The organism is Micromonospora sp. CA-111912, from assembly GCF_050948415.1.
GTDB lineage: Bacteria > Actinomycetota > Actinomycetes > Mycobacteriales > Micromonosporaceae > Micromonospora.
In genome coordinates this window covers 7156599-7168154 of record NZ_CP192007.1, presented here as the reverse complement: position 1 = coordinate 7168154, position 11556 = coordinate 7156599, and the positions used below count along the sequence as shown (strand labels likewise).

At 72.8% G+C, this 11556-nt stretch carries 12 protein-coding genes and 1 CRISPR repeat array; of the genes, 3 read left to right on the top strand and 9 right to left on the bottom strand.

Annotated features, from left to right (window positions below; translation table 11 throughout):
* Positions 1 to 110: 110 nt before the first annotated feature.
* Genes ACQPZO_RS30730 through ACQPZO_RS30715 form a run of 4 tightly spaced genes read right to left on the bottom strand, consistent with a single transcriptional unit; the run spans position 111 to position 3565 of the window.
* Positions 111 to 1355 carry a metallophosphoesterase gene (locus ACQPZO_RS30730; protein ID WP_433345754.1) on the bottom strand — a complete coding sequence of 415 codons (1245 nt, stop codon included), beginning with the start codon at positions 1353 to 1355 and terminating at the stop codon, positions 111 to 113.
* Between the two features lie 10 nt (positions 1356 to 1365).
* Positions 1366 to 1641 carry a MoaD/ThiS family protein gene (locus ACQPZO_RS30725; protein ID WP_433345752.1) on the bottom strand — a complete coding sequence of 92 codons (276 nt, stop codon included), beginning with the start codon at positions 1639 to 1641 and terminating at the stop codon, positions 1366 to 1368.
* Positions 1638 to 2651, bottom strand: coding sequence for a GTP 3',8-cyclase MoaA (gene moaA, locus ACQPZO_RS30720; protein WP_433345749.1), 1014 nt, complete (start codon positions 2649 to 2651; stop codon positions 1638 to 1640). The genes ACQPZO_RS30725 and moaA overlap by 4 nt, the downstream gene beginning before the upstream one ends.
* A complete protein-coding gene (locus ACQPZO_RS30715) occupies positions 2648 to 3565 on the bottom strand; it encodes a fructosamine kinase family protein (protein WP_433345747.1) in 918 nt (305 codons plus the stop codon). The genes moaA and ACQPZO_RS30715 overlap by 4 nt, the downstream gene beginning before the upstream one ends.
* Positions 3566 to 3761: 196 nt before the next feature.
* On the opposite strand from ACQPZO_RS30715, the gene ACQPZO_RS30710 reads away from it, so the two are divergent.
* Positions 3762 to 4793 (top strand): DUF4192 domain-containing protein, encoded by a 1032-nt coding sequence (locus ACQPZO_RS30710; protein ID WP_433345745.1) that lies wholly within the window; start codon positions 3762 to 3764, stop codon positions 4791 to 4793.
* A gap of 175 nt (positions 4794 to 4968) precedes the next feature.
* Positions 4969 to 7071: direct repeats of the CRISPR family, unit length 28 nt; unit sequence CTGCTCCCCGCGTATGCGGGGGTGATCC.
* A 375-nt stretch (positions 7072 to 7446) separates the two neighbouring features.
* On the opposite strand, the gene ACQPZO_RS30705 is transcribed toward ACQPZO_RS30710, so the two are convergent.
* The 3 genes from ACQPZO_RS30705 to ACQPZO_RS30695 form a co-directional block, all read right to left on the bottom strand.
* Positions 7447 to 7641, bottom strand: a complete 195-nt coding sequence (locus ACQPZO_RS30705; RefSeq protein ID WP_433345742.1) for a DUF397 domain-containing protein — start codon at positions 7639 to 7641, stop codon at positions 7447 to 7449.
* Positions 7629 to 8375 carry a DUF5753 domain-containing protein gene (locus ACQPZO_RS30700; protein ID WP_433345740.1) on the bottom strand — a complete coding sequence of 249 codons (747 nt, stop codon included), beginning with the start codon at positions 8373 to 8375 and terminating at the stop codon, positions 7629 to 7631. The genes ACQPZO_RS30705 and ACQPZO_RS30700 overlap by 13 nt, the downstream gene beginning before the upstream one ends.
* 226 nt (positions 8376 to 8601) lie before the next feature.
* A complete protein-coding gene (locus ACQPZO_RS30695; RefSeq protein ID WP_433345739.1) occupies positions 8602 to 8814 on the bottom strand; it encodes a hypothetical protein in 213 nt (70 codons plus the stop codon).
* Between the two features lie 249 nt (positions 8815 to 9063).
* On the opposite strand from ACQPZO_RS30695, the gene ACQPZO_RS30690 reads away from it, so the two are divergent.
* The gene (locus ACQPZO_RS30690) at positions 9064 to 9198 is read left to right on the top strand and encodes a hypothetical protein (RefSeq protein WP_433345737.1); all 135 of its coding nucleotides are present in this window, start codon (positions 9064 to 9066) and stop codon (positions 9196 to 9198) included.
* On the top strand, positions 9198 to 9449 hold the full coding sequence (locus ACQPZO_RS30685) for a flavin reductase (protein ID WP_433345735.1): 252 nt from the start codon (positions 9198 to 9200) through the stop codon (positions 9447 to 9449). Before ACQPZO_RS30690 ends, ACQPZO_RS30685 begins: the two co-directional genes overlap by 1 nt.
* Before the next feature lie 228 nt (positions 9450 to 9677).
* Here the strand turns inward: ACQPZO_RS30685 and fdhD are convergent, their stop codons facing one another.
* Both fdhD and ACQPZO_RS30675 read right to left on the bottom strand, forming a co-directional pair.
* Positions 9678 to 10529 (bottom strand): formate dehydrogenase accessory sulfurtransferase FdhD, encoded by an 852-nt coding sequence (gene fdhD, locus ACQPZO_RS30680; protein ID WP_433345733.1) that lies wholly within the window; start codon positions 10527 to 10529, stop codon positions 9678 to 9680.
* Between the two features lie 118 nt (positions 10530 to 10647).
* Positions 10648 to 11235 (bottom strand): flavoprotein, encoded by a 588-nt coding sequence (locus tag ACQPZO_RS30675; protein ID WP_433345731.1) that lies wholly within the window; start codon positions 11233 to 11235, stop codon positions 10648 to 10650.
* Positions 11236 to 11556 lie beyond the last annotated feature (321 nt).

Sequence of the window (11556 nt, the reverse complement as noted above, 5' to 3'; positions counted from 1 at the left end):
ATCCTGTCACGCCCGTCCCGACGGCCGCTCCCCGCCACGCGTACGGGTGACCTGAGCATCCTTCCCTGGACACCCCGGCCGCCGCCCGATAAATGCGCGCCGGTCCCGGGTCAGGGGGTGCGGAGCTCCACCAGGGTGACCTGGGGGTCCGCGCCGACGCGGACCGGGGGGCCCCAGAAGCCCGCGCCGTTGGTCACGTACACCTTCGTGCCGTCGACCTCGCCGAGGCCGGAGACCACCGGCTGTTCGAGCTTCACCAGCAGGTTGAACGGGACGATCTGACCGCCGTGGGTGTGCCCGGACAGTTGCAGGTCGACGCCGAACTTCGCCGCCTCGACGGCCGCCACCGGCTGGTGGGCGAGCAGCACCACGGGGCGGCCCGGGTCCCGGTCGCCGAGCGCGGCGGTGAAGTCGGCGGGGGCGGCCAGCCCGGTGCCGGCGGCGCTGACGTCGTTCACCCCGGCCAGGTCCAGCACCCCGCCCGGGGTCCGGATCTCCTGCCGGGTGTTCTGGAGCACCCGCAGGCCGAGCCGGTCCACCTCCTGCACCCACTCCTCCACGCCGGAGTAGTACTCGTGGTTGCCGGTGACGAAGAAGCTGCCGTACCGGGAACGCAGGTCGCGCAGCGGCGCCGCCGCCTCGCCCAGTTCGGCGACCGAGCCGTCGACCAGGTCGCCGACGACCGCGACCAGGTCGGCGTCCAGCCGGTTGATCATTGCCACGATCCGCTCGGTGTGTGCCCGGCCGCGCAGCGGCCCGAGGTGGATGTCCGAGACGGTGGCGATGCGCAGCCCGTCCATCCCGCGCGGCAGCTTCGCCAGCGGGATCCGCACCCGGTCCAGGCGCGGCGGGCCCATCGCGTTGCGTACCCCGTAGCCGGTGACCCCGACGGCCGTGAGGCCCGCGAAGATCGCCGCGCCGCGGGCCAGCAGCAGCCGGCGGTCCGGGTCGTGGTCGGGCTGGTCGACGGCTGCGGCGGCCGGCGGTTCCGCCCCGCCGGACGCGCCCACCAGCACCGGCTCGGGCGCGGCGGCGGCCGGCTCGGCGGCGACCACCCGGCGGCGCAGCGCCAGCCGGGCGACCAACATCGGCACTTCCAACACCAGCAGCACGACCAGCAGGTAGAACATCACCGCGAGCCACAGGTAGCCCGGCCAGGCCAGCCAGAACAGGCCGGCCCGGGTGCCGATCATCGTGGCCGGGACGAGCAGTGCCAGCGCCAGCGCGGCGACGGCCCCGATCCGCCGCCACCGCCCCGGGCCGGTGGTGTCCTTGACCAGCCGCTTCCACAGATAGAAGTGGAGCAGACCGACGACGAGCGTCGCGAAGCCCACGAACGCCAGGGTCGCCAACACGTGAGCCTCCTCAGCCGCCCGCGAACGGGGGCAGTACGTCGATCGTCGTCCCGGCCGGCAGCGGTGCCCGACGATCATGACAGGTCACGCCGTCGACCAGGAAACTCGCCGCGGTCAGCACGGCGGCGAGCCGTACGCCGTGCCGCTCGGCCAGCTCACCGGCGAGTTCGTCCAGGGACCGCCCGGCGGGCGCGGTCTCCTCGGGGGTGCCGGCGGCGGCCCGCGCGCCGGCGAAGTAGCGGACGGTGAGCTGTCCGGTCGTGGGATCGGAACCGTGCACCGTCACCCGCCGATCGCGGACATCGGCCGGGCCGGCTGGAGGAAGGCCGGGTCGTCGATGCCGTGCCCGGCCCGCTTGCCCCACATCGCGGTGCGCCAGCGCCGGGCCAACTCCTCGTCGTCCGCCCCGGCCCGCAGCGCCGCGCGCAGGTCGGACTCCTCGGTGGCGAAGAGGCAGGCGCGGACCTGACCGTCGGCGGTGAGCCGGGTGCGGTCGCAGTCGCCGCAGAACGGGCGGGTCACGCTGCCGATCACCCCGACCCGACCCGGGCCGCCGTCGACCAGCCAGGTCTCGGCCGGCGCGGCGCCCCGCTCGGCAGGGTCCGGGGTCAGGTCGAACCCGGTACGCAGCGCGGCGAGGATCTCGTCGGCGGTGACCATGGTCGCCCGGTCCCAACCGTGCTGGGCGTCCAGCGGCATCTGCTCGATGAACCGCAGCTCGTAGCCCTTAGTCAGGGCGAAGCGGAGCAGCGCGGGGGCCTCGTCGTCGTTGACCCCGCGCATCAGCACGGTATTGATCTTGATCGGGCTGAGCCCGGCGGTGACCGCCCCGGTCAGCCCGGCGAGCACGTCCGCGAGCCGGTCCCGCCGGGTCAGCCGGGCGAACCGGCCGGCGTCGAGGGTGTCCAGCGACACGTTCACCCGGTCCAGCCCGGCGGCCCGCAGGGCGGGGGCCAGCCGGTCCAGCCCGAGGCCGTTCGTGGTCAGCGAGATGCGGGGCCGGGGCTCCAGCGCGGCCACCGCCGCGACGATGCCGACCAGGCCGGGACGGATCAGCGGTTCCCCGCCGGTGAACCGCACCTCGGTCACCCCGAGGTGCCGCACGGCCAGCCCGACCAGCCGGACGATCTCGTCGTCGGTCAGCAACTGGGGGCCGGCCAGCCAGGACAGCCCTTCAGCCGGCATGCAGTACGTGCAGCGCAGGTTGCACTTGTCGGTCAGCGAGACGCGCAGGTCCCGGGCGACGCGGCCGTACCGGTCGGCGAGGACGCCTTCGGTCGGTGGGGCGACGGTCACCCCTCGACCGTAGCGCGCCCGGCCTCACGCAGCGCGGCGCGGGCGGCATCGCCGACTGCCTCGCGATACGCCCCGCCGAACAGGGCGGCGTGTACCAGCAGCAGGTGGAGCTGGTGCAGCGGCACCCGCGCGGGCCACCCGTCGGCCAGCGGCCAGGACTCCCGGTAGGCGCCCATGATCCGGTCGTGGTGCGGCGGCCCGCCGAACAGCGCCAACTGGGCCAGGTCGGTCTCCCGGTGCCCGCCGTGCGCCGCCGGGTCGACCAGCCAGGCCCGCCCGTCGGTCCCCCAGAGCACGTTGCCCGACCACAGGTCGCCGTGTATCCGGCTCGGCGGCTCGTCCCCGCCGAACTCGCCGATCCGGTCGAGGACCGCCTCCACCAGCGCGGCCTCGACGCCGGTGAGCGCGCCGCCGTCGACCGACATCCGCAGGTACGGGGCGAGCCGCCGACGCGCGAACCAGTCCGGCCACGGGCCCGGGTCCGGCGTGTTGTCCTGGGGGAGCGCGGCGATGAAGCCGGGCCACTCCGCGCCGAACGCGGCGGCCCCGGCGCGGTGCGTCGCGGCCAGTTCGTGGCCGAACCGCTCGGCGACCTCGGGCGTCGGCTCGCCGGCCTCGACCCAGTCGAGCGCCAGCAGCTCCGGCAGCGCCACCACCACCTCCGGTACGGGGACCCCGCCGGCCTCCCGCAGCCAGCGCAGCCCGGCCGCCTCAGCGGCGAAGAAGCCCTCCGGCACGGGCCGGCCGGCCCGCTCCTCCGGCCACGTCTTGGCGAAGACGGAGTGCCCGTCGTCCAGGGTCAGCCGGGACGCCGCGCAGACGTCCCCGCCGGCGACCGGCGTCTCCCGGATCCGCTGGTGGGTGAGGAAGGTCGGCAGGTGTTCCGGATGCGCCCGCAGGTACGCCAGGTCCATGACCGCAAGGTAGCCGTTCGGGGCGCTTCCCGTGGGGGTCTCCGGTATGGCCCGGCGTCAACGGGGCGTGCCGCCGGTCAGCGGCCCAAACGGAGACCGGGGCTGAGCTGCGTCGCTACTCTCTGTGGTTGTGGATAACCCGCGTGTCGTCCACAGGGCCTGCCGGGGCGCTCGGCTGCGGCCGAGGCTGCCTCCCATGGCCCGTACCGACCGCCCCCGGCTCACCGTCCGTTCGCCCGCCGACCTCATCGCGGCCGTGCCGTACCTGCTCGGGTTCCATCCCTCCGACAGCGTGGTGGTGGTCGCGATGCGGGGCCGGCGGATCGTCTTCGCCGCCCGGGCGGACCTGCCCGGTCCGGGCGACGACCCGCTCGACCCGGCCGCCCACCTGGCCGGCGTCATCGCCCGGCAGGGCGCCGAGTCCGCCACCGTGCTCGGCTATGGCGACGCCTCCCGGGTCACCCCGGCCGTCGACGCGGTACGCGGGTCGCTGGCCGCCGCCGAGCTGACCGTGCTGGACGCCCTGCGGGTCACCGACGGCCGCTACTGGTCCTACCTGTGCGACGAGCCGGCCTGCTGCCCGCCCGACGGCACCCCGTACGACACCGGGGCCAGCGAGGTCAGCGCGGCGGCGGTCTTCGCCGGTCAGGTGGCCCTACCCGACCGGGCGGCCCTGACCACGCAGGTGGCCCCCTTCGGCGGCCCGGCCCGGGTGGCGATGGGACGGGCGGTCGACCGCGCCGAACGCCGACTGGCGGCCCTGCTGGCCGAGGCGCCGGAGGCCGACCTGCTCGGCGGTCGGGCACTGCGCCGCGCCGGCACGCTCGCCGTCCGAGAGGCCATGCGTCGCCGAGGTGAGCGGCTCACCGACGACGAGGTGGCCTGGCTGACTCTGCTCCTCACCCACCTGCCGGTCCGCGACCACGCCTGGGAGCGCACCGACGGGCGGGAGCGGGACCTCGCCCTCTGGACCGACGTGCTGCGCCGCACCGAGCGGGACCTGATCGCCGCTCCAGGTTCCCTGCTCGCCTTCGCCGCCTGGCGGGCCGGGCAGGGGGCGCTCGCTGCGGTGGCACTGGAACGGGTACTGGAGGCGCACCCGGACTACTCGCTCGCACTGCTCCTCGACGACCTGCTGCGCCGAGGGGTACCCCCGTCCCAGCTCGACGGCTGGCCGACGACCGGCCCGCCGGGGGTGCTTCGCCAGCGCCGCCGCCGACGTGGGTGACGAGCAGGTTGGCGGGGATGTTGGCGTGGTGTTTCCGGGTCCCTTTCCGGTCCTCTTTCGCCGTACGCTATGTCCGACCTGCGAACTGCCCAGCAGCGCCAGCCAGGAGTTGATCTTGCAGCGCAAAGTGAAGGAAAAGCGAGAAGTTGATCTTTAGCGCTGCAGGTCAGGAAGTCTGCTCCCCGCGTATGCGGGGGTGATCCGTCGTCAGGGTTGTACGGATAGCGGTACTCCACCTGCTCCCCGCGTATGCGGGGGTGATCCTTTGCCCTCGGCCTGGTCGAGGCCCTGTTCCATCTGCTCCCCGCGTATGCGGGGGTGATCCCCACATCCACGCCCTGGACAGCGACCGGCCGTGCTGCTCCCCGCGTATGCGGGGGTGATCCCGAGTACAGCCCGAGCGAGGCGCGCGACCGGGTCTGCTCCCCGCGTATGCGGGGGTGATCCTTGGGCAGAGCACAATGCGCACGCGGACGACTTCTGCTCCCCGCGTATGCGGGGGTGATCCGTCCTGCACGCCACCGCCGGCACCCGCCCCGCCCTGCTCCCCGCGTATGCGGGGGTGATCCGTCGAAGACGAGCCGACGCGGGGGCGCATGGGCCTGCTCCCCGCGTATGCGGGGGTGATCCCCTCACACCCGGCGGCCGATGCGGCACGCACAGCTGCTCCCCGCGTATGCGGGGGTGATCCCGGGTCGACCCCCGCAACCTGCGCCGCGTCCTCCTGCTCCCCGCGTATGCGGGGGTGATCCTGAGCAGGTCAAACAAGGTGCGCGCGCCCGGGACTGCTCCCCGCGTATGCGGGGGTGATCCCCCGATGACCGTCCCGTGAGGATGTCCAGTGTCCTGCTCCCCGCGTATGCGGGGGTGATCCCGTTTCCGGGGCCATCGGCGGGTCGGGTGCCCACTGCATCCCCGCGTATGCGGGGGTGATCCGACGCTAAGCGAGCCCTGCCCGCCTCCCATTCCCTGCTCCCCGCGTATGCGGGGGTGATCCTGAGCATGAATCGGCGCTCCGCTTCGGTGCGGACTGCTCCCCGCGTATGCGGGGGTGATCCCGACCGACACCTCATCGTCATCCCCTACTGACCCTGCTCCCCGCGTATGCGGGGGTGATCCGGGTGCGTCCCCGAACCTGACCGGGGCGGACCGCTGCTCCCCGCGTATGCGGGGGTGATCCGACCTGCGCGCCGAGGTCGCCGCACAGCGGGGGCTGCTCCCCGCGTATGCGGGGGTGATCCTTGGGGTCTAGCGAAGGCGGACGCCTACTTGCTCTGCTCCCCGCGTATGCGGGGGTGATCCCGCGAGAAGGGTTGGCTACAGTCCGTCCTTGGGCTGCTCCCCGCGTATGCGGGGGTGATCCCAGGGTCGGTAATACCGGAGTCATCACCGACATCTGCTCCCCGCGTATGCGGGGGTGATCCGTTTCCCTTGCCCCCCTCATGCCGGAATCGGCCTGCTCCCCGCGTATGCGGGGGTGATCCCCCTTTCACCGCCGTCTGCGACGCAGCCCGGGGCTGCTCCCCGCGTATGCGGGGGTGATCCCCGCCGCCGCCGGGTCGGCGTGGGGTCAGGGGCCTGCTCCCCGCGTATGCGGGGGTGATCCTTATGATGCGCCGCGTTTCGGGCAAACCGGACCCTGCTCCCCGCGTATGCGGGGGTGATCCGGCTCCTTACGAAATTAGGCCGGGGTGGTCGACCTGCTCCCCGCGTATGCGGGGGTGATCCCGAGAACCAGCCGACCGCCCAGCGTGCGCCCCGCTGCTCCCCGCGTATGCGGGGGTGATCCGCCGACTGGGTACTCCGGTGGACCACCCAGCGGCTGCTCCCCGCGTATGCGGGGGTGATCCCAGGTCGAACCGCTCCACGTCGGACCCGTCGGCCTGCTCCCCGCGTATGCGGGGGTGATCCGGCCGGGATGCTGATGGCGGCGAAGTGCTGGGCCTGCTCCCCGCGTGTGCGGGGGTGATCCGGGCCGCGACCCGCCGGATCTTGGCGGAGAGGGCTGCTCCCCGCGTATGCGGGGGTGATCCCGACGGGCCGCCCTGCGCGCCGACGCGCGGGCGTCTGCTCCCCGCGTATGCGGGGGTGATCCCCCCGCGACCGGCTCCACGGACTGCTGCCCGCCCTGCTCCCCGCGTATGCGGGGGTGATCCCTCGTGCACGATCGGGCCGCCGCCACCGCCGTACTGCTCCCCGCGTATGCGGGGGTGATCCCGCTTCCTGCTATCCGTGGCCGTGGTCGTGCACCTGCTCCCCGCGTATGCGGGGGTGATCCTGCGGTGCCACCGCCCGGCAACCCGCAGCAACCCTGCTCCCCGCGTATGCGGGGTGATCCTCGGGCCAGGACGAAGGGCCAGGGCAGGACCTGCTCCCCGCGTACGCGGGGGTGATCCCTCGGCCAGGGTGATGGTGCCACCGATCACCGTCTGCTCCCCGCGTACGCGGGGGTGATCTCATCCAGACCGATATGGCGACGTGCCGGTCAGACTGCTCCCGCTGATGCGGGGTGATCCCGGGGTTGAGTTGATCAGCGGGCACAGCCTGCTTCCTTGCAGGATTCTCACCCTCTAGCGGGCCATCTGCTTCCTGCTCGGTATGGCAGAACGCCCGCCCCTTTCGGGGCGGGCGTTCTACGTCTTCTGCCGTGGGGTCAGGCGCGCGCAGCGACGTGGACGATGAATGAGCGCCACGCGGCCGGGGAGAAGCTGAGGGCCGTGCCGGCCGGGTCCTTCGAGTCCCGTACGCCGACGATGCCCGGAAGGTTGTCGGCGACCTCGATGCAGTTGCCGCCGTTGGAGCTGCTACGGATGCTCTTGCGCCAACGGGCGCCAGTCAGGTCAGCCATGCTCGCGCCTTCAGGAAGTCGATGGACTGGTCTCGCGGCAGCGCGACCGACCTCACGGTATCCCAGACCGCCCACAGGGGAGCAACGTCGTTTGTGATGCGCCCTGCGGCCTGATCGTCCAGGTAGCCGACGTCGTCTGCATCGGGAGTCGTCGCGATTGCGAAAGGCCCTGCCTGTCCTGGATGCAGACCTGCGCCCAAGGGCAGGACGTGCACCATCACGTTGGCGTGCTGGGCCACCGCTGCCAAATGATCGAGCTGTGGGTGCATCACCCCTGGGCTGCCCCGTCGTAGTGCAGCCTCGTCGATCACGAAGACCGTCAGGGGAGGGCGGGAACGCTCGAACACGGCGGCCTGACGCCGAAGCCGACTCTCCACGTGGTCGGCCGCGTCAGCCATCAACGGCCCGCATGCCAGGACGGCGCGAGCGTATGCCTCGGTCTGGAGAAGGCCCGGGATGACAACCGACTCAAAACACCTGAGGCCGACTGCTTCACGCTCAATCTCGGTCCACGGCCGAAACCAGGCCGGCTCCTTTCGTTTCAGCGCGTCCGGCCAAAGTTCCAGTACGTCCTTGCCGAGAAGCTCGGCAACCTTTGCGCGGTGCCGCGTCTGCGGTATCCGTCCGTGACTCGCCCACTTGGCTGCGGTTTTCGGGTCGACCCCAATGTGAGCGGCGAGGCTGTCAGCCGTGTGGCCCGTTTCGGTCATCGCGACCTGTACGGCTCGATTCATCCCTGAGATCTCCTAACGTCCAGAACGTCCCGAACACATAATGCAACGCAGTGTGTTCGCCTCGCAACTGTCGGAAGGCTGTGTGCAGGACGGCGTGGCCGGTGGAGGAGTTGCCCGGCGGTTGCGTTCGTCGAGGGGGCCGCCCCGGTCCTTCCCGTGCGACGAGCGGACGGCCCCCTCTCCAATCTCGACGGAAGGGTGGAATCGTGTCGCACCGAGGAGGGCGTCACCGGTCCCGGCGGGGCCGGCACTGCGCGTGCCAGGTCTGCCGGGCGTACCGGGCCGCGAAGCCGCAGCGCGATCCCGCGCCGGCCGTTCCGAAGCCCGCGCCGAGGCCGGCTCCGTCGCCCAGGGACCCGGTCCCGTACGACCCCCCGCTGGTCGGCCCGATGATCCCGCCGTACCGGGGGCCGCGCAACGACGCGGCGACGCGGCTCATCCGGGGCGTGGCTGGCGAGCTGCCCACCCCGACGCAGTTGATGCGCGGAAACCGAGGCCAGCGGTGAGGTACCGCAACCACCGAGCACCCGCCACCGGGCGCACCCGCGCGGCGGACCTGGCGGAGCACTTCTCTCACGGGCCCGCGTGGACCTGTCGGCGCTGCGGGAGCCCGTTCCCCTGCCCGGCCTGGACGGAGGGCCCGATCGACAACCAACTGCGTACCGCGCTGTTGCCGGGGTGCCTGCGGATGGCGCAGCAGGCCATCCGTGATCTCCGTGGGCGGCCGGGCGGTCCTACGCCCCCGGAGATCGTCCAGCGCTTCCTGTGGTTCCTGCCGCTGACCGACGACGAGGCGCGGGCGATCGCGCTGCGGGTGCGCTGATGTGCCGCGCCGCCCGCCCGCACCTGCCGGTACGCCCGATCTGGCTGTGCCGCGTCTGCGGCCACCCGTGGCCGTGCGGCGCGGCGCGGCTGTCGCTGCTGTCCGAGTACCAGGGCAACCGTACGGCCCTGCTGATCTACCTGGCGACGCTGAAGGAGGAGGCGACCGCACACCTGATCGAGCTGACCCCCGGCCGGCCGCCGGGTGGCCTGACCGATCGCTTCATCTCCTGGGCGCGTGCTCGCGGATAGCGCCTCTTGACCGGGGACGACACCCGCTGCGATCGGCGACAACTTCAAGGCGGAACCCGCACGACTTCATTGATCGTCTGCGCTTTAGTGAGACGACACGCCGAGGAGATTCTCCTTTTTCGACAGACGATCATGGGGTGCCGCCCGACTGGTGAGGGGCGTGGTCGACTGCCCCCGTGAGGGGGCAACGCGGCGACGCCTGGTCACTGGCCAGGGCCCGTAAGGCTTCTACTCAATCCGCTGCGCGCCGGCGTACACGTTCATGGTCCGGCCGCGTAGGAAGCCGACCAGGGTCATCCCCGCCTCCTCGGCCAACTCCGCGGCCAGGGTGCTCGGGGCGGAGACCGCCGCGAGCAGCGGCAGCCCGGCCATCCACGCCTTCTGGGTCAGCTCGAAGCTGGCCCGGCCGGAGACCAGCAGCAGGTGCCCGGCCAGGGGCAGTCGGCGCTCCCGTACCGCCCAGCCGATCACCTTGTCGACGGCGTTGTGCCGGCCGACGTCCTCGCGCAGCACCACCAGCTCCCCACCGCCGGTGAACAGTCCGGCCGCGTGCAGGCCGCCGGTGCGGTCGAAGTTGCGCTGCGCCGCCCGCAGCCGGTCCGGCAGCTCGGCCAGCAGCCCGGCCGGCACGGTGAGCGGGTCGTCCGCGACGGCGAACTGGGAACGGGTCCGCACGGCGTCGATGCTGGCCTTCCCGCACACCCCGCAGGAGCTGGTGGTGTAGAAGTTCCGCGCCGGGTCGGTGGCCGGCTCCGGCACGCCGGGGGCGAGCACCACGTCCACCACGTTGTACGTGTTCGGCGTGTCCGCGCCCGCGCAGAGCTGGGCGGTGTGCACGTCGGCGGCGGACCGGATCAGCCCCTCGGTCAGCAGGAACCCGATCGCCAGGTCCAGGTCGTCGCCGGGGGTACGCATGGTCACCGCCAGCGGTCGCCGCCGGCCCGGCCCGCCCGGACCGACCCGGATCTCCAGCGGTTCCTCCACGGACACGCTGTCCGGCCGGCGCACCGTCACGCGGGCCGGGTCGGTCGCATCGAGGTCGATCCGGAGCACGCTCCGCCGGTCAGTGGCCCGTCCCATCCCGCCATCCTGCCCGAACGGCACGCCCGGTGCGGACGTGCCCGGCCGGGAGCGTCGGGAGCCGGGAGTGTCGAGCGCCGGGAGCGCCGACGCCGGACATCGGGCGCCCGATGCCCGGTCAGGAGGCGGCGGTCGGGTCGGCGGGCTCCTCGGCCTCGCCGGACAGGCTGCTCTCCAGCCAGCTCGCCACGAGTTCCGCGACCGCGTCGGGCGGGGGCATGGCGATGCCGAGGACGTTCTCGCGCTGCCACAGCTCGAAGATCACCCGCTCCTGCGGCTCGACGACGGTGTGGCCCTCGTCGCGCAGCGTCTCGACGTGGCGTTGGGTGATCCGCTTCGTCCACATCGACTTGTTCATGCTCGGGAAGAAGATCGCCGGCCGGTCGCTGGCCAGCAGGGCGGTCTGCGCGGGGGTGCCGGCCAGGCCGAGTGCCGCCGCGGCGATCGTGCCGGCGGTCGCCGGCAACACGACGATGCCGAGCGAGCGCTTGGCGAACTCGGTGGGGTTCAGCGCGGGGTCGCCGCTGGCGAACACCTCGTCCGCGTACCAGGCGGCCACCTGGGGCTGCACGAACCGCTCGGCGCTGGCGGTGAGCAGCACCCGCAGCGGCAGGTCGATCTCCTGGCGCAGCCAGGACAGGTAACCGGAGGCAGCCATCGCGGCGCTGGAGCCGCAGATGATGACCGAAAGCGCGTCGTCTCGCATGCGGACAGCGTCCCGGCGCGGGGACGCCGCGGACATGGGGGAACGGCCCCATCTTCGCCGCCGGATCGGCGCGGGAGTTTGGGGGCCGCTCCCCATGCCGCCCGGGGCGTCCGGCTGGCAGGTTCGTCCTCAGCCGGCCGCCCCCACGACCCGCCGGCCTAGGAGGTGAACGGCATGAAGAAGATCACGATCCGCAAGACGGGCTCCATCAAGCTCACCACGTCGGCGCCGCTGTACTGCACGGACTGCTGCTGACCGGTCGGCCGTCCCGGCGCGTCGGCGCGCCGGGACGGCCTTCGCCGGGCTTACGCCCTGGAGGAA

What these genes read in the sequence shown, in the direction of transcription:
- ACQPZO_RS30690 (WP_433345737.1), top strand. Translation starts at nt 9,064, where the DNA reads ATGGCGCAGCAGGCCATCCGTGATCTCCGTGGGCGGCCGGGCGGTCCT.
- ACQPZO_RS30705 (WP_433345742.1), bottom strand. Translation starts at nt 7,641, where the DNA reads ATGGCTGACCTGACTGGCGCCCGTTGGCGCAAGAGCATCCGTAGCAGC.
- ACQPZO_RS30695 (WP_433345739.1), bottom strand. Translation starts at nt 8,814, where the DNA reads ATGAGCCGCGTCGCCGCGTCGTTGCGCGGCCCCCGGTACGGCGGGATC.
- fdhD (WP_433345733.1), bottom strand. Translation starts at nt 10,529, where the DNA reads ATGGGACGGGCCACTGACCGGCGGAGCGTGCTCCGGATCGACCTCGAT.
- ACQPZO_RS30710 (WP_433345745.1), top strand. Translation starts at nt 3,762, where the DNA reads ATGGCCCGTACCGACCGCCCCCGGCTCACCGTCCGTTCGCCCGCCGAC.
- ACQPZO_RS30675 (WP_433345731.1), bottom strand. Translation starts at nt 11,235, where the DNA reads ATGCGAGACGACGCGCTTTCGGTCATCATCTGCGGCTCCAGCGCCGCG.
- ACQPZO_RS30700 (WP_433345740.1), bottom strand. Translation starts at nt 8,375, where the DNA reads ATGAATCGAGCCGTACAGGTCGCGATGACCGAAACGGGCCACACGGCT.
- ACQPZO_RS30715 (WP_433345747.1), bottom strand. Translation starts at nt 3,565, where the DNA reads ATGGACCTGGCGTACCTGCGGGCGCATCCGGAACACCTGCCGACCTTC.
- ACQPZO_RS30685 (WP_433345735.1), top strand. Translation starts at nt 9,198, where the DNA reads ATGTGCCGCGCCGCCCGCCCGCACCTGCCGGTACGCCCGATCTGGCTG.